The following is an 18,565-nucleotide window of genomic DNA, read 5'->3' as shown; positions in this document are numbered from 1 at the left end:
GCCATGCGCACGCCGCAATGACTCGCGCCGCGGCCCTGCTGCCGGGTGTGCTGGCGCCGCTGGCGTTGCTGCTGTGCCTCGCGGCCGGCTGGCCGTTGTGGCTGGCCGGCCTCGCGCTGCTGCCGCTGGCCTGGCTGCGCCCGGCATTGCGCAGCGTCGCGCGCTGGCTGGGGCTGCTGGCCGCCGGCCTTGGATTGCTGGCGCTGGCCGCGCGCAGCGACTGGCCGCTGCGGGCCTATCCGGTGCTGGTCAACGCCGCGCTGCTGGCGGGATTCGGCTACAGCCTGCGCCACCCACCCAGCGCCATCGAACGCTTCGCCCGGCTGACCGAGCCGGACCTGCCGGCCGCGGCGGTGGCCTACACCCGCCGTGTCACCTGGCTGTGGTGCGGTTTCTTCACCGTCAACGGCGCGCTCGCGCTCGCCACCGGCCTGTGGGCCGACCAGACAACATGGGCGCTGTACAACGGTGGCGTCGCCTACCTGCTGATGGGCCTGCTGCTGGGCGGTGAATGGCTGGTGCGGCGCCGGGTGCGACGCCGGGCGGAACAGCATGGATGAACCGCTCGCGCTTGCCGGGCTCGCCTGCGCCGACGGGGATTGGCCGGTGGCGCTGTGTGGCGACGGCCTGCGCGGCGCGGCACGCTGGCGTCACGACGTGGCCTGTGCCGCGGCCACGCTCGCGCGGCTGCCCGGCCCCAGCGTGGCCTTGCACGAAACCGATGCCTACCGCTTCTCGGTCTGGCTGTTCGGTGCCTGGCATGCCGGCAGGACGGTGCTGCTGCCCGGCGATGACAGCGCGGCGATGCGCGCAGCGGTGGGCGACGCCCCCCGGATCGCCGCCGATGCCGACTGGCCACAACAGCCGGTGGCACTGACACCGCTGGGCGAGGCGCAGCTGGTGCTGTTCACTTCCGGTTCCACCGGCACCCCCGTTGCGGCGCCCAAGCGGCTGACACAGCTCACCGCCGAAGTGGCGACGCTGGCCCGCACCTTCGATCTGCCGCCGACGGCGCCGGTGGTGGGCAGCGTGCCGCCGCACCATTGCTACGGTCTGTTGTTCCGCGTGTTGTGGCCGCTGGCAGCACGCCGCCCCTTCGTCGCCGCCACGCTCGCCTACCCCGAGATGCTGCAGGCCCTCGTGCCGGATGGGCGCTGCGTGCTGGTGGCGAGCCCGGCACTGCTGACCCGGCTGCCCACATCCACCGCCTGGCCCCCGGCTGGCATCGCAGCAGTGTTTTCCTCGGGCGGACCATTGGCCACCGATGCGGCCCGCGCGGCGGCCGGACGGCTGGGCACGCCGGTGCATGAGGTGTACGGCAGCACCGAGACCGGCGGCATCGCTTGGCGCGCCGACCCGGCAGCGCCCTGGCAGCCGCTCGCCGGCGTGTCGGTGACAATCGACGACGGCCTGCTCGCGGTACGCTCGCCGTTCCTGCCGGACGCAGCGGCGCGGTCCACCGGCGATCGCGCCGAGGCGGATGGCGACGGGTTCCGGCTGCTGGGGCGGGCCGACCGCATCGTCAAGCTGGAGGAAAACCGCATCTCGCTCACCCAGGTGGAGGCGGCGCTGCTGCTGCAGCCCGAGGTGGCCGCGGCCCGGGTGCTGCCGCTGCCCGGCACGCCGGCGCGGCTGGGCGCGGCACTGGTGCTGACGCCGCACGGCGGGCAGGCGCTGGCGGCACAGGGCAAGGCCATGCTGGCACGCGGGCTGCGCGAGCGGCTGGCGCAGGTGCTGGCGCCACCGGCGGTGCCGCGGCGCTGGCGCCTCGTCGATGCCTTGCCGCAGGATGCGATGGGCAAGGTCACCGTGCAGGCGCTGGCCGCACTGTTCGACGGCGCGCCCGCGCTGCCCTACGTGCTCGACGCCGCAGCCGATGGCGAGGCCGTGACACTGCGCTGCCATGTGGATGCCACGCTCGCCCCGTTCGCCGGGCACTTCCCGGAGCTGCCGGTGCTGCCCGGCGTGGCACTGATCGATTGGGCGGTGCACTACGGCCGGCGCCATTTCGCGCTACCGCCCGACTGCACCGGCATGCAGGCGATCAAGTTCCAGCGTGCGGTCCGGCCCGGCGCGGTGGTCAGCCTGCGCCTGGCCTGGCTGCCCGGGCGGGGGCAACTCACATTCGAATACCATGCCGAGGACGGCACGCCGCATGCCGGCGGCCGACTGTACTTCGCACAGGAGCCGCAATGACGTTGTGCGCGGTGATTCCGGTCTACAACCATCCGCGGGTGATCGGCGCGCTGGTGGCGCAGCTGCGCGCCGCCGGCCTGCCCTGCGTGCTGGTCGACGACGGCAGCGACGCCGTCTGCGCCGCCGTGCTCGATGCGCTGGCGGGGCCGGGCGTCGCGCTGGTGCGACATACGGCCAACCTGGGCAAGGGTGCCGCCGTGGTCTCCGGCTTTCGCCAGGCCGCCGCGCTGGGCCATAGCCACGCGCTGCAGCTGGACGCCGACGGCCAGCACGATCTGGCCGCGCTGCCGGTCTTCATCGAGGCGATGCGGGCACGACCGGATGCCGTGATCGCCGGCTACCCGGTGTACGACCATACCGTGCCGCGCATCCGCTTCTACTGCCGCTACCTGACCCATATCTGGGTGTGGATCAACACCTTGAGCCTGCGCATCCGCGATTCGATGTGCGGCTTCAGGCTCTATCCGCTGGCACCGACGCTGGCGCTGCTGGCGCGCACCACGGTAGGGCGGCGCATGGATTTCGACACCGAGATCCTGGTACGGCTGGATTGGGCCGAGGTGCCCATCGTCAACCTGCCGGTGCGGGTGCACTACCCGGAGCACGGCATTTCGCATTTCCGCATGCTGCAGGACAACGTGCTGATCTCGGCCATGCACCTGCGGCTGTGCCTGGGCATGCTGCTGCGCGCGCCGCGGCTCGCGTGGCGGCTGCTGCGGGGAAGCCGCTGATGCACTGGGCGCGGATCGGCGAAGGCGGCTGGCTGTGGGGCATGCGCGCGGTGTTCGCGCTGTACCGATGTTGCGGGCGCCGCCCATTGCGGCTGCTGCTCTATCCGGTGCTGCTCTGGTTCGTGGCCAGCCGCCCGCTGGCGCGACGTGCCTCGCGCGACTATCTGGCCCGGCTGTACCGCTTCAGCGGCGGTGCCACCCCGGCGCCGACGCTGGCCAATGTGCTGCGCCATTTCACCGCCTTCGGCGAGACCATGCTCGACAAGCTGCGGCTTTGGAGCGGCGAGGCGCCGGACGCGCCCTGCCACGTCGACGGTGCCGAGGTGCTGCTGACGCTGCAGCAGGCCGGACGCGGCGCGGTCATCGCCACCGCGCATTTCGGCAACGTGGAACTGGCGCGGGTGCTGGCGCAGACCCAGCATGCGCTCAGGCTCAATGTGCTGGTGCATACGCGGCACGCGCCGCGCTTCAACCGGCTGCTGCGCGAGATCAACCCGCAAAGCGAAGTCGACCTGATCCAGGTGTCCGAGCTGTCGGCCGCCACCGCGATCCTGCTGGGCGAGCGCGTGGCGCGTGGCGAATTCGTGGTGATCGCCGGCGATCGGATACCGCTGAGCGCCGGCAACCGTGTCACGACCCAATTCCTCGGTGCGCCGGCCGAGTTTCCGATCGGCCCGGCGATGCTGGCCGGCCTGCTGCGCTGCCCCCTGCTGGCGCTGCTGACCAGTCGGCGCAGCGACGGCTGGCACCTGGTGCTGCGCCGGCTCGCCGACGAGATCCCATTGCCGCGCCACGACCGGCTGCAGGCGGTCCGGCCCTGCGTGGCGGCGTTTGCGACGCTGCTGGAAGCCGAATGCCGCGCCGCGCCGTTGCAGTGGTTCAATTTCTACCCGTTCTGGCGGATCGAGCACCCGGCATGATGCCCCCCTCCCCCTCCGTACGCTTCGGCGCACAGCCCCTGACCCTCGCCGACGTCCTGGCGCTTGCGCGCCGCGCCGCCACTGCCGAGCTGGAGGACGCGCCGCACTTCGTTGCGCATATCGACGCCGGCGCGGCACTGATCGACGCACTGCTGGCGCGCGATGGCGTGGTGTATGGCGTCACCACCGGCTATGGCGATTCCTGCACCGTGGCCGTGCCGCCTGGCCTGGCATGGGAACTGCCGCGCCAGCTCTACACCTACCACGGCTGTGGGCTGGGGCGGATCTTCGAGGCCGAGGAGACCCGCGCCATCCTGGCAGCGCGGCTGGCGTCGCTCGCCCGCGGGCAATCAGGCGTCAGCTACGCGCTGCTGCGCCAGTTGCAGCAGTTGCTGGCACATGACCTGCTGCCGCGCATCCCGGCCGAAGGCTCGGTGGGCGCCAGCGGCGATCTGACCCCGCTCTCGTATGTGGCGGCCGTGCTGTGCGGCGAACGCGAGGTACTGGCCGGCGACGGCACCCGGCCGGCCGCCGAGGCGCTGGCGGCGTACGGGTTGGCGCCGCACGTGCTGCGTCCCAAGGAAGCGCTCGCCGTGATGAACGGCACCGCGGTGATGACCGGCCTCGCCTGTCTGGCCTGGGGACGTGCCGCGACACTGGCGCGGCTGGCCACCCGCATCACCGCGCTGGCGGTGGCCGCCACCGGCGGCAATCCGCTGCATTTCGACGAGACGCTGTTCGCCGCCAAGCCGCACCCGGGCCAGCAGCAGGTGGCGGCCGGGCTGCGCGCCGACCTCGTCCCGGAGCCCGACCCGCCGTCCGGCCGCTTGCAGGACCGCTATTCACTGCGCTGCGCACCGCACGTGATCGGCGTGCTGGCGGATGCGCTGCCGTTCCTGGCCCAATTGATCGAACGCGAATTGAACAGCGCCAACGACAATCCGCTGGTCGACGTGGCCAGCGGTCGCGTGCTGCACGGTGGCCACTTCTACGGTGGCCATATCGCGTTCGCGATGGACAGCCTCAAGCAGCTGGTCGCCAATGTGGCCGACCTGTTGGACCGCCAGCTCGCGCTGTTGGTCGATGCGCGCTACAGCAACGGGTTGCCGGCGAATCTCTCGGGCGCCACCGGGGCGCGCGCCCCGCTCAACCACGGGCTGAAGGCGCTGCAGATCAGCGTCTCGGCCTGGACCGCCGAGGCGCTCAAGCTGACGCTGCCCGCCTCGGTGTTCTCGCGCTCGACCGAGTGCCACAACCAGGACAAGGTCAGCATGGGCACCATCGCCGCGCGCGACGCGCTGCGGGTGCTGACGCTGACCGAGCAGGTGGTCGCCGCCATGCTGGTCGCGGTGCGCCAGGGGTGCGCGCTGCGCGCCCGGCACACGCCGCTGCCGCTGTCGGCCCCGGCGCAGGCCTGGCTCGATGCGCTGGGCGCGCGCATTCCATTCATCACGGAGGATGTCGCGCTCGAACCGCTGTTGCGACACCTGCTCGACGACCTGCGCGCCGGAGCCATCGATGCGTAACGCCCCGCCCCATGCGGCCGCCGAGGTCGAACTGGTGGTGCCGTTCCACGACCTGGACCCGCTGGCGGTGGTGTGGCATGGCAACTATGCCCGTTACTTCGAGCATGCGCGTACGGCATTGTTGCAGGGGATCGATTACGACGTACCGCAGATGCGGGCCTCGGGCTACAGCTGGCCGGTGATCGAGCTGACCGTGCGCTACGCCCGGCCGCTGACCTATCAGCAGCGCATCCGGGTACGCGCCGAACTGATCGAATGGGAGAACCGCATGAAGATCCGCTACGAAATCCGCGACGCCGCCAATGGCGAGCGCCTGACACGCGGTCATACCGTGCAGGCCGCGGTCGAACTGGCCTCGGGCCGGATGTGTTTTGTCTCGCCCCCCGTGCTGCGCGACAGGCTGGGGCTGTCATGCGCCTGATCGCCGCCTGCGCCCTGATGCTGGCCTGCGCCGTCGCCGCCGCGCAGGTGCCGCTGTCCGAAGTGCAGGCGCGGCTGGACCAGGCACGGGTGATCCGTGGCGAATTCACGCAGCTGCGCGAGCTGGTCGGCGTGGACAAACCGCTGCGCGCCAGCGGGCGCTTCGTGCTCGACCGGGCGCGCGGCGTGGTGTGGGAGACGCGCAAGCCGTTCGCGCAGACGCTGCGCATCACCCGCGATGAGATCGTGCAGCGCCAGGGCGAAACCGTGACGCTGCGCCTGAACACGGGGCGCGACCCGGCGGCCGGCACCGTGGGTACGGTGCTGTTCGCGTTGATGGCGGGCGACTTCGAGGGGCTGGCACGGTACTTCGAGATCGAAGCCAGCGTGGACGGTGCACGTTGGCAGGTCAACCTGACCCCGCGTACCGCCACATTGGGCAAGCTGATGCGCACCCTGTCGCTGTCCGGCGCCAAGACCGTCGAGACCATCGACCTCACCGCGCAAAGCGGCGATGCGACCCGGATCGCGTTGCGCGGGGTGACGCTGCTGCCTGCCCCCGGTGCGGCGGAGGACGCGGCATTTGAGTAAGGCGATGCGCGCGTCGGCACTGGTCTGGCTGCTGCTGGTGCTGGCCGTGGCCGGCTGGGCCGCGGCGGCCTGGCCGGACTGGCAGGCGCGCATCGACATGGATCTCTTTGCGCTGCTGCCGCACGACGAGCGCGACGCGCGCGCCGAGGCCGCGTTGCAGGCCCTGGCCCGGCAGGGCGAGCGGCAGCTGGTGTTGCTGGTGGGCCACCGCGAGCCGGCAGAGGCTCGCCGTGCCGCCGCGCTGCTGGCCGAACGGCTGCAACCGCTGCCATTGCGCGCGCAGGCGCAGGGCGCCGCGCTGGACGCGCTGCGCGCCGCCTACCTGCCGCACCGCGCCGGCCTCGTCAGCCGGGCCGACCGGTCCTGGCTGGCCGATGCCGACGATACCGCGCTGCTCGCCCGTGCCCGCGCCGAGGCGTTTGCGCCGTTCTCCGCCTCGGGTCTGGCATGGCGGGACGATCCGCTCGGCCTGTTCGGCCGCTGGCTCGCCGAGCTGGCCGGCGCCAGCCCACTGCGCCCGGACGGCGAACAGCTGGCGCTGACGGCAGCGGGGCGGCACTACGTGCTGCTCGCCTACACGCTGCAAGGCTCGGCGTTCTCGCTGGCCGACGCACAACAGGTGGCCGACGGGCTGGCCCGGGCCCAGACGGCGTTGCACGCCACTGTGCCGCAGGCACAGGTGCTGCGCGCCGGTGTGGTGCTGCATGCGGCCAAGGCGGCCGAACAGGCACGGCGCGAGGTCTCGGCCATCGGCACGGGCTCGCTGGTCGGCGCGCTGGCGTTGGTGGTACTGGTATTCGGTGGGGCACGGCCGCTGGCGCTGATGCTGCTCACGCTCGGCGTGGCCACACTGTGCGCGATGGCGCTGGTGTTCGCCTGCTATCCGCGCGTGCACGCATTGACGCTGGTGTTCGGCGCCACGCTGATCGGGGTGGCAGTCGACTACGGGCTGCATGCACTGGCGGCCGGCATCGAGGACGACACACCGGTGCCGCTGCGCTACCGACGGCTGGCACCCGGCCTGTTCCTGGCGATGATCACCACCGCGCTGGCCTACGGCGGCTTGCTCTTGACCCCGTTTCCGGGCCTGGCGCAGATGGCGCTGTTTGCCGGCGGCGGCATCGTTGCCGCCTGGCTGACCGTGGTGCTGTGGTTTCCGGCAATCGCGCCGCGCCGGCTGCGCGCCACGCGTGCCGCACGCTGGCTTGGCCACCGCCGCTGGCCACGCTGGCACACCCAGCCGGCGACGCTCGCCATCGCGCTGCTCGCCGCCGTGCTCTGCACCGCGGGATTGGCGCGGCTCCAGGCCGAGGACAACGTGCGTGCGCTGACCGCCACCGATGCCGGCCTGCTGCGCGAGCATCAGGCAGTGGCCGGATTGCTGGGGCTGCCCAGCCCGGCGCAGCTTTTCATCGTCTCAGGGGACACCCCGGAGGCGGTATTGGCACGCACTGCCCGGCTCGGGGAGCGGCTCGACGCGTTGACGCGCACCGGGCAGCTCACCGGCTACGACGCACTGACACGCTGGGTGCCGCCGCCGGCACGGCAACAGGCCGACGTCGCCTTGCAGGCACGCCGGCTCGCCGCGCTCGCCCCGGCGCTCCGGACCGAATTCGGGATCGCGCCGCCGGGCGCCCCGGCCACACCGCTCACGGTGGCCGGCTGGCTGGCGCAACCGGCCGGCGCCATGCTGTCGCACCTGTGGCTGGGTCGGGGCACTGACGGCCGCTACGCGGGAGTGGTGCTGGTCAAGGGCATCGCCGGGGCGGACACGCTGCCGGCACTGGCCGCGCTCGCCGGGCCGGACGTGCGCTGGCTGGACAAACCGGCCGAGGTCTCGCAGCTGATGGGGCGTTACCGCGTGCTGCTGGGCTGGGTGCTCGCGGCGGCCTATCTTGCCTGCGCGCTGGCGCTGCTGCCGCGCTACGGCCGGGCCACCTGGCGCGTGCTGCTGCCGCCGGCGCTGGCCAGCGCCGCGACGCTGGGGCTGCTGGGGCTCGCCGGGGAGCCGGTGCAGCTGCTGACGTTGCTGGCGCTGTTGCTGGTGCTCGGGGTCGGCGTGGACTATGGCATCTTCCATGCCGAGCATCCCGAGGACGGCCGGATGCAGATCGCCACCACGCTGTCGGCGGCCAGCACCATGCTGTCGTTCGGCCTGCTGGCCTTCAGCCACACCCCGGCGCTGGCCGCGTTCGGCCTGGCCACCCTGTTAGGCGTGGCCCTCGCCTGGCTGATCGCCCCCTGGTGCCGCGCCCCGGCGGGCCCGGCCCATCATGTTGAAGGAGCACCCTGGTGAACGTGGAACAGACCGACATCCTGATCATCGGCGCCGGGCCCGCCGGCGCGTTGGCGGCCGCGCTGCTGCGGCGCCAGGGACGGCAGGTGACCGTGATCGAGCGTGAGGTGTTCCCACGCTTCTCGATCGGCGAAAGCCTGTTGCCACAGAGCATGGGGCTGCTGGAGGAGGCCGGCCTGCTGCAGGACGTCATCGAGGCCGGGTTCCAGTACAAGAACGGCGCCGCCTTCGTGCGCGGGCAGACGCAGACCGCCTTCGATTTCCGCGACAAGTCCACGCCCGGCTGGGGCACCACCTACCAGGTACAGCGTGCACGCTTCGACCAGGTGTTGGCCGACGCCGCGGCCCGACTGGGGGCGGACATCCGCTACGGCCACCAGGTGCTGGCCGCCGACGTGGACGGCGCCCGCCCCACCCTGTCGGTCCGTGCGCCGGACGGGGCGTCCTACCGCATCGCAGGTCGCTTCCTGCTCGACGCCAGCGGCTTCGGCCGCACGCTGCCACGCTTGTTGCAGCTGGAAACGCCGTCCGACTTTCCCAGCCGCGGCGCATTGTTCACGCATGTCGAGGACGGCATCCGCCCCGGCGCCGCCGGCTTTGACCGCAACAAGATCCGCGTCACCGTCCATCCGCGGCACTGCGACGTATGGTACTGGCTGATCCCATTCTCCGATGGGCGCAGCTCGATCGGCGTGGTCGCCACCACCGGCTTCCTCGAACGCTTCGAAGGCAACGATACCGAGCGGCTGCAGGCGCTGGTGGCCGAAGATCCGGGGTTGTCGCACTTGCTGGACCAGGCAGTGTGGGATACGCCGGCACGGCATATCGTCGGCTATGCCGCCAACGTGCGCGCACTGTGGGGACGCGGCTACGCGCTGCTGGGCAACGCCGGCGAGTTCCTTGACCCGGTGTTCTCCAGCGGCGTCACCATCGCACTCAAGTCGGCCAGCCTTGCCGCGGCGGCGCTGCGGCGCGAGGCAGCCGGCGAGACCGTCGACTGGGAGGCCGACTACGCCCGCCCGCTCAAGCGCGGTGTGGACACCTTCCGCGCCTTCGTGCGCGCCTGGTACGACGGGCGCTTCCAGCAGATCATCTTCCACCCGTACAAGACCCCGGCGATCAGCCGGATGATCTCGGCCATCCTCGCCGGCTACGCCTGGGACGGGGACAATCCGTTCGTGGCCGAGCCCGAGCGGCGGCTGGCCAGCCTGGAGGCGGCATGCGACTGGGGGAACTGAGCATCGCACTGGCGGGATGGCTGCTGGCCGGCTGCGCTGCGCTGGCGCCATCGCCGGCGCCGTGGCCGGTACCGCCGGCGGCGCTGGGCGAGCGGCTCGCCGAGCAACGGCTGGTGCTGACCCGGCAGGGCGGGCACCATGCGCTGGAAGCGGTGGTGCAGGTGCGGGCAGATCGGCTGCGCATCATCGGCAACGCGCTGGCGCTGCGACTGTTCACGCTTGACTACGATGGCCGGCGGATCAGCCAGGGCCCGGGCGCCGGCCTGCCGGCGGGACTCACACCCGCGCGCATCGTCAACGACTTCCTGGCGGTGCACACGCCGCTGGCGGCGCTGCGCCAAGCATTGCCCGCGGGTTGGCAGGCCGACGAGGCGGCCGGCGTGCGCACCGTGCGCAATGCGCAAGGCGCGGTCGAACTCGTGGTCCGCTACCGCGACGGCGATCCATGGCACGGCGCCACGCTGCAGGCGCTGTCGGGCGGCTACCGGCTCGCCATCGAATCGGAGGACGTGCGATGAGCACGCTATGCAGCCTGGGCATGGTCTGCGCGCTGGGAGCGGACCTTGCGACCATCCGCCGCAACCTGTTCGCCGGCACCAGCCCCGGCCTGCGCGCCAGCGACGCCTGCAGCCCCGGCACGCCACGCCACTTGGGTTTCGTCGATGCACCGCTGCCCACGCTGGCAGACCATCCCACGCGTTGGCGCAGCCGCAACAACGCGCTGCTGCTGGCGGCGTTGGCGCAGATCCGGGACGAGGTGGAAGCCGCGTGCCGGGGCGTCGATCCGACCCGGATCGCCGTGGTGCTCGGCACCAGCACCACCGGTATCGCTGAAGGCGAGGTGGCGATGGGCGAATGGCTGGCGCACGGGCGCTTCCCGGCACAGTTCCACTACGCGCAGCAGGAGCTGGGATCGCCGGCCGAGTTCCTCGCCGCCCGGATCGGCAGCCGCGGGCCGGCCTATGTGATCTCGACTGCCTGCACCTCCAGCGCCAAGGCGCTGGCCGCCGGCGCACGGCTGCTGGCCACCGGTGTGGCGGATGTGGTGCTGGCCGGCGGTGCCGATACGCTGTGCCGCTTCACCGTTGCCGGCTTCGCGGCGCTGGAAGCGCTGTCGACAGGCCGCTGCAATCCGTTTTCGAGCCGGCGCGACGGCATCAACATCGGCGAGGGCGCGGCGTTGTTCCTGATGCAGCGCGGACCCGGCCCGGTGCGGCTCGCCGGCTGGGGTGAAAGCTCGGACGGCCACCACGTGTCGGCGCCCGATCCGTGCGGGGCCGGCGCACGCCGGGCCGTTGCGCAGGCGCTGGCCCGCGCCGGGCGCGGCGCGGCGGACATCGGCTATGTGAACCTGCACGGTACCGGCACCCCACTCAATGATGCGATGGAGGCCACGCTGGCGGCCGAGCTGCTGCCCGGCGTGCCGGCCAGCAGCACCAAGCCGCTGACCGGGCATACGCTGGGCGCGGCCGGCGCCATCGAGGCGGGCATCGCCTGGCTGACGCTGACAGGCGACGGCACGCTGCCACCGCATTGCTGGGACGGGAACGCCGACCCCGCACTGCCGGCACTGACCCTCATCGCGCCGGCGATGCGGCTGCCCTCGCCGCCCCGCGCCGCACTCAGCCATTCGTTCGCCTTCGGTGGCAACAATGTCGCCCTGCTGCTGGAGCACGCATGAAGCCGGCCTTGCCGCCCCCCGCAGACGGCTGGCCCGCCATTGCCGAGCTGGTACCGCACGCGGCGCCAATGTGCCTGCTCGATACGGTGCTGGCGATCGGCCCGGATTGGATCCGCACCGGGCTCGCCATCCGCAAGGACGGGCCTTTTTGCAACGACGGCCGGGTCGGCGCCTGGGTCGGCATCGAATACATGGCACAGAGCGCCGCCGCGCTGGCCGGCTGGGAGGCGCGGCAGCAGGGCGCAGCGGTGCGGCCGGGCTTTCTGGTCGGCGCCCGGCGCTATCTGATCCACCAGCCGTGGTTCCATTGCGGCGAGGTGCTGCGGATCGAGGCAGTGCGCGAATCCGGCACCGGGGATGGCGGGCTTGCGCTGCTGCATGGCCGGATCGAGGCTGCCGATGGCCGCCTGCTGGCCGAGTCCACGCTTTCGGTGTTCCAACCCGACCGGCCTGAAACAGGGCTCACATCATGACCGACACCGTTCTCGTCACCGGCGCCACCGGCGGCATCGGCGCAGCCATCGCACTGCGGCTGGCGCAGGAAGGCTTCGACCTCGTCGTGCACTGCCGCAGCCGGCGCGACGCGGCCGACGCACTTGCCACGGACATCGGCACCCTGGGCCGTACGGCGCGTGTGCTGCAGTTCGACGTGACCGACCGCGGCGGCGCGCGCACGGCGTTGGAGGCCGATATCGCCCGGCATGGCGCCTACTACGGCGTGGTCTGCAATGCCGGCATCGCCGCCGACGCCGCGTTCCCGGCCATGAGCGACGCGGCCTGGGACGGCGTGCTCCGCACCAATCTGGACGGGTTCTACAATGTGCTGCACCCGTTGGTGCTGCCCATGGTGCAGCGGCGCCAGCCGGGTCGCATCGTCACCATCGCCTCCATCTCCGGCCAGATCGGCAATCGCGGACAGGTGAACTACAGCGCGGCCAAGGCCGGCCTGATCGGTGCGACCAAGGCACTGGCGCTGGAGCTGGCCAAGCGGCGGATCACGGTCAACTGCGTCGCGCCCGGCCTGATCGAGACTGACATGGTCGAGGCGGCGGTACGCGACGCGGTGCTGCAGCAAATCCCGGCGCGGCGGCTGGGCAGACCGGAGGACGTCGCCGCCGCGGTGGCATTCCTGATGCGCGACGAGGCAGCGTACATCACCCGCCAGGTGATCGCGGTCAACGGCGGGCTGATCTAGGGCGGGTCGGCCTTCGAATCCGGAAGGGGCTGGCAGGCAGGGGCAACGCCCACCTGCGCACTGCCTGCCAAGGCGGGCCACGCCGACCTCGTTGGCCGATCGGTACGCAAGGACTATGGCCTGGTGCCGCACGGCAGTGCACCGGGCCTGCGCGAGGGCGCCGCGCCTTGACCTGCTGCCGCCGGCGCGATGCGCCAGCGCGCCACTACATCGTTCATGCCCTGATCGCGCTATCCGGCACCTTCACCGCGTTCGGCGACGAGTAGTGCATCCGGCCAAGCAGGTCGGTGAACGCGTGACCTGCCTTGGACAGCGGGTCCCGCCCCTGCTCCGGGAGCCGCTGCGCCCGCTCCCGTCGCACATCCGGCGCGCCGGATGGCGTTACTCCGGATGTTCCGGTGCACGCTCGGCGTGAGCAGCACAGCCAGCACCAGCGAGGCCGGTGGCGGGCAGCAGAGGACGATGCCAGCCCGGATGGCACGGCCCTGGCGCCGGCTTTGTGATCAACAAGGGTGTCTTTCGCTTCGGCCTTCACCCGCGCCGGTCAAGATGGGAGCAAATCCTGGCAGCAAGGCGGGACCCTCCACGCCCGCCATCCGACCCGCACTACCTGGCAGGCCGGAAGCACGACATCGATGACCTCGCCCCATTCGCGTGTCCTGCAGATGGCATTCCAGGGGCCCGCGGGTCGTATAGCCGCGCCATGGGGCATGGCGGTCCCGATACTGGCCTTCAGGCGCGAAGCGGCGGCAAAAAAAAACCCCTGCCTCACGGCAGGGGTCAGTGTTTGCGCGGAGAGTGTGGATGCGCAAATTCAGTTCATAGTGATCTTACTAGCTTTACTGGCGGACCTTTGCAACTTCCTTGGTCAGCTCGGCATCAGCGGTATCACCGTCGAGCGACCAGCTGAACATCCCGCCAAGGCCATTGGACTTGACATAGCCCACCTTCAGCGCGATGTCAGTCGGGGTATCGAAGCTCCAGAAGTTGTTGCCGTCGTACTTCCACGACTGCTTGGTCACCGGGTGGTAACGCACGGTACCAGCGGCGCCCTTCAGCACCTTGTAGTCCTCGATACCGGTCTCGTACGTGCCCTTGCCGCCGCCGTTGGCCGGTTGATACAGGCCATCGCCGTTCGGGCCGGCTTGCACGCCGGTCCAGCCGCGGCCGTAGAACGGCACGCCGAGCAGCAGCTTGTCGCGCGGAGCGCCCTTGGCCACCAGCATCTTGATCGCTTCGTCGGTGTTGTAGTACGACACCACACTACGCTGACCGGTCTTCGGATCCAGGTACTGCGGATTGTTCGGATCCGCGTACAGATGCGACTGGAAGTCGGTCGGGCCCTGTGCCGCCCATGCGCCGTTGTAGTCGTAGTTCATCACGTTGACCCAATCGAGGTACTTGGTGTACTCGGCCGGCTCGGTCTGCTCGATCTTGTCCTTGCCGGCGCCGATGGCGACGGTGAGGGCGTAGCGCTTGCCATCGGCGGCGCCGATCGCGTCCAACTGGGTGCGGAACTCCTTCAGCAACAGCGTGAAGTTCTGCTTGTCGGCTGCGTTGACGGTGTTGTACGGCTGGCCGATCACGCCCGGGTATTCCCAGTCGATGTCGATACCGTCGAACACGCCGGCCGCGACGCCATCACCACCGGCGTTGCCGCTGGCGTCATAAGGCACGTTGCCCTTGATGTACACGTCGATGCAGCTCTTCACCAGTTGCTTGCGCAGCGCGTCGGTCGCGGCGGCAGCCGAGAACCACTTGGACCAGGTCCAGCCACCCAGCGAGATGAAGATCTTCAGGTTCGGGTACTTGGCCTTGAGCTTCTTGAACTGGTTGAAGTTGCCCTTCAGCGGACCGGCCTTGCCATTGCGCGGGTCGTCCCAGGTCGGCCAGCCCCACTGGTCGGCCACGCCGTCCACGGAGTCGGCAGCCGACAGACCACGCTGGTAGTCGGACCATGCGTCGCCACCGGTACCGGCATCAGGCGCGTTCGGGTTGGTCGCACCCGGCTCGAGCTTGTTGATGATGCCGCACTCGTAACCGCCGTTCTTCTGGTACAGGTTGCCGAAGGCGTAGTTGATGAAGGTCAGCTTGGCCGCGGCACCGCTGGTGTCGATGTGCTTGACCTGATAGTTCCGGGCGTACACACCCCACTGGGTGAAGTACGAACCGACCTGCGCACCGGCGACCGGAGTGGGCGTCGGGGTCGGCGGGGTCGGAGTGGGCGTCGGGGTCGGCGTCGGGGTCGGCGGCGTCGGAGTGGGAGTCGGGGTCGGCGGCGTCGGGGTGGGAGTCGGCGTCGGCGGCGTCGGAGTGGGGGTCGGCGTCGGCGTCGGCGTGGGAGTCGGCGTCGGCGTCGGAGTGGGGGTCGGCGTCGGAGTCGGCGTTGCGGTGCCGCACTCGCCCAGATCCTTCCACACACCCCACGAGCCGGACTGGCCCGGGTTGTCGCCCTGGGTCCACCACTTGGCTTCATAGGCGCGGCCGTTGTAGCTCACGCGGCTGCCGCCAGAGTACACACCACCCGCGGTCCAGACAGCCGGGCAGCCGACGCCAGGCGTCGGGGTGACCGGAGCGGGCGTCGGGGTCGACGGTGCGGGGGTCGGAGTGGCCGGGGCCGGCGTCGGGGTGGCCGGAGTCGGGGTCGGGGCCGGCGTCGGGTTGGTGCCGGTCGAGGCGCCCAGATCCTTCCACAGCGTGGGAGTGGACTTGGGATTCCAGTTGGCGCCGACGTAGGCGGTATGCGTGGCCAGGGCCTGGTAGTCGTTGCCGCTATAGCTGACAACGGTACCGGCAGTGTAGGTGTTGCCTTCCTGCCAGGCGGGGGCTGCAAATGCCTGCATGGTTGCAAGCGCAGCCGGAATCGCCGCGAGAGCGAGGCGGTTCAATTGCGACATGGGTCAGTTCTCCATCCTGTATCGGTTCGGTGCACGCCGTCACCGCCGTTTTTGCTTCGGGTGTAATACCAATCGTGGAATCCAGCGCGGCGTCCTTCGAGACAGCTCACTCTCCGTACGGCGGCCTTTGGCATGCAGAGTGGATGTTCATTGATGTAAGCAGTGCTGTCAACAATGTGATGAAGCGCTAATCTTCCATAAAAATCAATTGGTTAACATATTTTTACGCTTCGTCACGTGACGCCGTCCGGCTGGCGATGAACGGCGAGGACATCACGATGTGCGGCGGTGATGCGACCACCACTGGTATTGACGCGTCCTCGTTGGCAATCCGCAAACCCTTGACCATGCTTGTCCGGGCACATTTGGCTGCACCGCACCGGGGTGGCATGCAAGGCATATGGAACTGCCGTTCGTCGCTCAACCAGCCAGGGTATGCATCATGGCCGCGATTGCGTCCCGCCGCGCCTGCGCCACCCGCGGGGCGATCTGATCGGGCGCGGTGCATCCACGTGCCAGCACGCCGGCGTCCACCGCACGGGCCGCCGCGAGCAACTGGCGCAGGCGTTCGGCCTGCGGGTAGGCGGCCGCCTCGAAACCGGTCCGGCCGCGGGCATCGGCCACGCAGGCGTTCAGCAGCGCTTCGAACCGCTCGGGCTTGCGCAAGGCATCGCAACGCTGGAACAACTCGAGCACCGTACCCGGCTTCAGCTCCTGCGCCCGGTGCACCAGCAGGTGCTCGCGGCAGGCAAGGCGGGCCAGATCGCGGCATTCGGCCGGCACGCGCAGCCGCTGCGACAGCTGCTCGACCAGCGGCACGCCTGCCGCCTCGTGACCGATATGCCGCGGCAACACATCGGCCGGCGTCAGTGCCTTGCCCAGGTCATGGCACAGCGCGGCATATCGGGTGGGAAGCGGCCAGCCCTGCCGGGCGGTGTAGTCGAGCACCAGCATCACATGCACCCCGGTATCGACCTCAGGATGGTAGTCGGCACGCTGCGGCACGCCCCACAGCGCATCGATCTCTGGCGCGATGCGTGCCAGTGCGCCACATTCGCGCAGCACGGCGAACATCCGGCTGGGCTGCGCTTCCATCAGCCCCTTGGCCAGTTCCTGCCATACCCGTTCGGGCACCAGGTGATCGACCTCGCCCTGTGCCACCATCTGCCGCATCAGCGCCATGGTCTCGGGCGCGGCGGCAAAACCGAAGCGCGCGGCGAAGCGGGCAAGACGCAGGATGCGCACCGGGTCTTCGGCAAATGCCGGCGATACATGGCGCAGGCAACGTGCCGCAAGGTCGGCCTGCCCGCCGAACGGGTCGATCAGCTGCCCTTGCTCGTCCTCGGCCATGGCATTGATGGTGAGATCGCGCCGCGCCAGATCCTCCTCCAGCGTCACACTGGGGTCGGCAAACACGGTGAAACCCTTGTAGCCGCGCCCACTTTTGCGTTCGGTGCGGGCGAGCGCGTACTCCTGCTGCGTGACCGGATGCAGGAACACCGGGAAATCCTTGCCGACCGGGCGGTAGCCGGCGGCGGCCATGTCCTCGGCGCTGGCGCCGACCACGACCCAGTCGGTGTCCTGCACCGGCAGACCCAGCAGCCGGTCGCGCACCGCGCCGCCCACCTTGTAGCTTTTCATCCGACGCCCTCCTTGCAGCCCCGATGGGGTGATCCCAGGACCATGCCCTGCGGTTTCATGATCGCTCCCGCGCGCGTCTGGGAACGCCCCGCCAATGTCCGCCGCCGCACCCATGACAGCACGGGGCACGGGCCGTCCACCATGGCGGCGGCGGTATCCGCGATGGCAATACGCCCACTTCCGGCAACGTGGTTTGCGTCCATTGTAAAGACCGGGCCCGACGGCGGTGCAATCGCGCCGGCCTCGCCGACCCGACCAGAAGCCCATTCCACCAGGCCCGTCAGCGGGCGGGCTGTTGTGCAATGCAATGGAGACAACATGAATCTGCTTTCCCGTTCCTTCCTGCTGCGCAAGATGCTGGGGTTCGGCATCGTACTGGCTGCGCTGGTGCTGGGTGTACAGGCGCTATGGCAAAGGATCGGCGTGGGCGATGCGCGTACGCTGGGCGCATTGACCGGCGGCCTGATCGCCGCAGGCGCGACGGCGCTGGGCACCTTGCCGGTGCTGCTGTCGCAACGCCTGTCCGAACGTACCCAGGATACGCTGTTCGGCTTCGGGGCCGGCGTGATGCTGGCGGCGAGTGCGTTTTCGCTGGTGGTGCCGGGCATCGACTCGGCCGAGCGGCTGGGCGCGGGGCCGTGGCAGGCCGGGTTGACCGTGGCCGCGGGCATCCTGCTGGGCGGCGGACTGCTGCTGCTGCTGGACCGGCTGCTGCCGCACGAACACTTCATCAAAGGCGTGGAAGGCTGGCGTGCCAGGACCTTGCGGCGCACCTGGCTGTTCGTGTTTGCGATTGCACTGCACAACCTGCCCGAGGGGCTGGCGATCGGCGTTGCGTTCGCCGGTACCGATCCGGTGCATGCCAGCGCGCTGGCGACCGGCATTGCGATCCAGGACGTGCCCGAGGGGCTGGTGGTGGCGGCGGCATTGCTGGCGGTGGGCTATACCCGCGGCGTCGCGGTGCTGCTCGGCATGGCCACGGGCCTTGTCGAGCCGGTGGGCGCGGTACTCGGCGCAGTGGTGGTCAGCCATTCGGCGCAGTTGCTGCCCTGGGGCTTGGGCTTTGCCGCGGGCGCCATGCTGTTCGTGATCAGCCACGAGATCATTCCCGAATCGCATCGCAAGGGGCACGAAGCGTTCGCCACCGGCGGGCTGATGCTGGGATTCGTGATCATGATGGTGCTCGATACCGCGCTTGCCTGACAGGGCGGCCAATGCCATGCGGGTCGTGCC

The 18,565-nt window shown here is 70.4% G+C and carries 16 protein-coding genes; 14 read left to right on the top strand and 2 right to left on the bottom strand.

What is annotated here, in order from left to right:
• Positions 1-17 precede the first annotated feature (17 nt).
• From N8I74_RS03025 to fabG, 13 genes are read left to right on the top strand one after another with little or no spacing between them, the layout of a single operon-like run.
• The gene (locus N8I74_RS03025; protein WP_263125445.1) at positions 18-560 is read left to right on the top strand and encodes a COG4648 family protein; all 543 of its coding nucleotides are present in this window, start codon (positions 18-20) and stop codon (positions 558-560) included.
• Complete coding sequence (locus N8I74_RS03020; protein WP_263125444.1) at positions 553-2,196, top strand: AMP-binding protein; 1,644 nt, start codon at positions 553-555, stop codon at positions 2,194-2,196. Before N8I74_RS03025 ends, N8I74_RS03020 begins: the two co-directional genes overlap by 8 nt.
• Complete coding sequence (locus N8I74_RS03015; protein WP_263125443.1) at positions 2,193-2,927, top strand: glycosyltransferase family 2 protein; 735 nt, start codon at positions 2,193-2,195, stop codon at positions 2,925-2,927. Before N8I74_RS03020 ends, N8I74_RS03015 begins: the two co-directional genes overlap by 4 nt.
• Positions 2,927-3,847: an LpxL/LpxP family acyltransferase gene (locus tag N8I74_RS03010; RefSeq protein WP_263125442.1), complete on the top strand. Its 921-nt coding sequence runs from the start codon at positions 2,927-2,929 to the stop codon at positions 3,845-3,847. The genes N8I74_RS03015 and N8I74_RS03010 overlap by 1 nt, the downstream gene beginning before the upstream one ends.
• A complete protein-coding gene (locus tag N8I74_RS03005) occupies positions 3,844-5,373 on the top strand; it encodes an HAL/PAL/TAL family ammonia-lyase (RefSeq protein WP_263125441.1) in 1,530 nt (509 codons plus the stop codon). The genes N8I74_RS03010 and N8I74_RS03005 overlap by 4 nt, the downstream gene beginning before the upstream one ends.
• Positions 5,366-5,794 (top strand): acyl-CoA thioesterase, encoded by a 429-nt coding sequence (locus N8I74_RS03000; protein WP_263125440.1) that lies wholly within the window; start codon positions 5,366-5,368, stop codon positions 5,792-5,794. The genes N8I74_RS03005 and N8I74_RS03000 overlap by 8 nt, the downstream gene beginning before the upstream one ends.
• Positions 5,785-6,384, top strand: coding sequence for an outer membrane lipoprotein carrier protein LolA (locus N8I74_RS02995; protein WP_263125439.1), 600 nt, complete (start codon positions 5,785-5,787; stop codon positions 6,382-6,384). The genes N8I74_RS03000 and N8I74_RS02995 overlap by 10 nt, the downstream gene beginning before the upstream one ends.
• Positions 6,377-8,680: an MMPL family transporter gene (locus N8I74_RS02990; protein ID WP_263125438.1), complete on the top strand. Its 2,304-nt coding sequence runs from the start codon at positions 6,377-6,379 to the stop codon at positions 8,678-8,680. Before N8I74_RS02995 ends, N8I74_RS02990 begins: the two co-directional genes overlap by 8 nt.
• Positions 8,677-9,918, top strand: coding sequence for an NAD(P)/FAD-dependent oxidoreductase (locus N8I74_RS02985; RefSeq protein WP_263125437.1), 1,242 nt, complete (start codon positions 8,677-8,679; stop codon positions 9,916-9,918). Before N8I74_RS02990 ends, N8I74_RS02985 begins: the two co-directional genes overlap by 4 nt.
• Positions 9,900-10,436, top strand: a complete 537-nt coding sequence (locus N8I74_RS02980; RefSeq protein ID WP_263125436.1) for a DUF3261 domain-containing protein — start codon at positions 9,900-9,902, stop codon at positions 10,434-10,436. The genes N8I74_RS02985 and N8I74_RS02980 overlap by 19 nt, the downstream gene beginning before the upstream one ends.
• On the top strand, positions 10,433-11,599 hold the full coding sequence (locus N8I74_RS02975) for a beta-ketoacyl-ACP synthase (RefSeq protein WP_263125435.1): 1,167 nt from the start codon (positions 10,433-10,435) through the stop codon (positions 11,597-11,599). Before N8I74_RS02980 ends, N8I74_RS02975 begins: the two co-directional genes overlap by 4 nt.
• Positions 11,596-12,072 carry an ApeP family dehydratase gene (locus tag N8I74_RS02970; protein WP_263125434.1) on the top strand — a complete coding sequence of 159 codons (477 nt, stop codon included), beginning with the start codon at positions 11,596-11,598 and terminating at the stop codon, positions 12,070-12,072. The genes N8I74_RS02975 and N8I74_RS02970 overlap by 4 nt, the downstream gene beginning before the upstream one ends.
• Complete coding sequence (fabG, locus tag N8I74_RS02965; protein ID WP_263125433.1) at positions 12,069-12,794, top strand: 3-oxoacyl-ACP reductase FabG; 726 nt, start codon at positions 12,069-12,071, stop codon at positions 12,792-12,794. The genes N8I74_RS02970 and fabG overlap by 4 nt, the downstream gene beginning before the upstream one ends.
• 839 nt (positions 12,795-13,633) lie before the next feature.
• Here fabG and N8I74_RS02960 read toward each other — a convergent pair.
• The gene (locus tag N8I74_RS02960) at positions 13,634-15,691 is read right to left on the bottom strand and encodes a glycosyl hydrolase family 18 protein (protein WP_263125432.1); all 2,058 of its coding nucleotides are present in this window, start codon (positions 15,689-15,691) and stop codon (positions 13,634-13,636) included.
• 420 nt (positions 15,692-16,111) lie between these two features.
• Positions 16,112-17,332 carry a multifunctional CCA addition/repair protein gene (locus N8I74_RS02955; RefSeq protein ID WP_263125431.1) on the bottom strand — a complete coding sequence of 407 codons (1,221 nt, stop codon included), beginning with the start codon at positions 17,330-17,332 and terminating at the stop codon, positions 16,112-16,114.
• A 318-nt stretch (positions 17,333-17,650) separates the two neighbouring features.
• Between N8I74_RS02955 and N8I74_RS02950 the strand changes: the two genes are divergently transcribed.
• Complete coding sequence (locus N8I74_RS02950) at positions 17,651-18,535, top strand: ZIP family metal transporter (protein ID WP_263125430.1); 885 nt, start codon at positions 17,651-17,653, stop codon at positions 18,533-18,535.
• Positions 18,536-18,565 lie beyond the last annotated feature (30 nt).

It is taken from the genome of Chitiniphilus purpureus (genome assembly GCF_025642115.1).
GTDB lineage: Bacteria > Pseudomonadota > Gammaproteobacteria > Burkholderiales > Chitinibacteraceae > Chitiniphilus > Chitiniphilus purpureus.
The sequence above is the reverse complement of the archived record's forward strand: the minus strand, read 5'-3'. Positions and strand labels throughout refer to the sequence as shown.